2 protein-coding genes are annotated in these 1,073 nt (G+C 69.3%); both read right to left on the bottom strand.

Features of this window, described 5'->3' with window-relative positions; translation table 11 throughout:
* Positions 1–444 (bottom strand): type I-E CRISPR-associated protein Cas5/CasD (cas5e, locus tag PV682_RS44080; RefSeq protein ID WP_319738603.1); only part of this gene is annotated, 444 nt, incomplete at its 3' end.
* A partial coding sequence (locus PV682_RS44075; protein WP_319738601.1) for a type I-E CRISPR-associated protein Cas7/Cse4/CasC occupies positions 441–1,073 on the bottom strand: 633 nt, incomplete at its 5' end. The genes PV682_RS44075 and cas5e, both read right to left, overlap by 4 nt.

The raw sequence follows: 1,073 nt of genomic DNA, 5'->3' as shown, positions 1-1,073 counted from the left end.
CGGTTCCCCCAGGTCGAGAGGGTGAGAAGGGGGACAGGAGCGTCGGCCGAGGTAGGGGAGGAAGCGTGGTGCGCGTACGGCGTCGTAAAGGTGTCGCAGTAGTGCTGGATCGCCCTCGACCCCCGCCACGAACACGGCGTCGGAGAGGTAGAACCGCTCGGACAGCGGCATGGACTTGCCCGTGTCGGCGTGGTGCGCGGTGTGGAAGTCCCGCAGCCGGGAGCCGGGTTGGTCGATCCGTACGCCGAACCGCAGCGCGGCCAGGTCGGAGAGGTCCGCATCGCGCGGGCGGCCCTCGGCGGCGGCGAGCAGGCCGAGCACGCCGCTCTTGGTGGGCGCGTTCTCGGTGCCGCGGCGGGCGAAGCGGGCCGACGAACCCCAGGACTGCATGGGACCGGCGAGCCGCAACAGAAGCACCGCCGTACCGGCCGGGCGACTCGTCATGCTCCGGACCCCAGCCGCTGCGCCACCGCCCCGCGTACTTCCTCCAGCAGGGTCTTCAGGGAGACGGCCCGGCCGAGCGGGGCGAGTGCCTCGGTCTCGTTGCCGACGCGGAAGACCCAGCTGTGGTCGTGTGCCGTCTCGATGCCGTACTGCTTCTCGAAGTTCGGTACGTACTCGGCGAGTTGCTGGCAGCTCTGCCGGAGGTACCCGCCCTTCGAGCCCTGTGGCACGGGTTCCTCGAAGGCGCTGACGAAGCTCACCGGCCGTCGGTCGCGCAGCTTCACGATCACGGCGGAGGGGAGGGTGTGGTTGCCGAAGGTGTTGATCTTTCCGGTCGGCAGGGAGGTGATGAACGCCTCCAGGAACGCGGTGACCGCTTTCTCCGCCGGGGTGCTCGGAGGCTCGTCCGCTTGGAGGCCGAGACCGAGGTTGCGGTGCAGTTCGTCGACGTCCACGGCCGCGTAGCGGTAGAGGGTCGCGGAGTTGAAGTCGACGGTGCCGATCATCCCGGCGCCGGGTTCGTGGTCCTTGCTGAGGTCGTCCACCGCCGTGTAGTAGTCCGACTCGATGTCCGACTTGTGCACGCTGATGGCGTGGGCGACCTGCGTCGCGGCCTCCACGTTGAGGTC

The organism is Streptomyces niveiscabiei, from assembly GCF_033794345.1.
Lineage (GTDB): Bacteria > Actinomycetota > Actinomycetes > Streptomycetales > Streptomycetaceae > Streptomyces > Streptomyces niveiscabiei.
The sequence above is the reverse complement of the archived record's forward strand: the minus strand, read 5'-3'. Positions and strand labels throughout refer to the sequence as shown.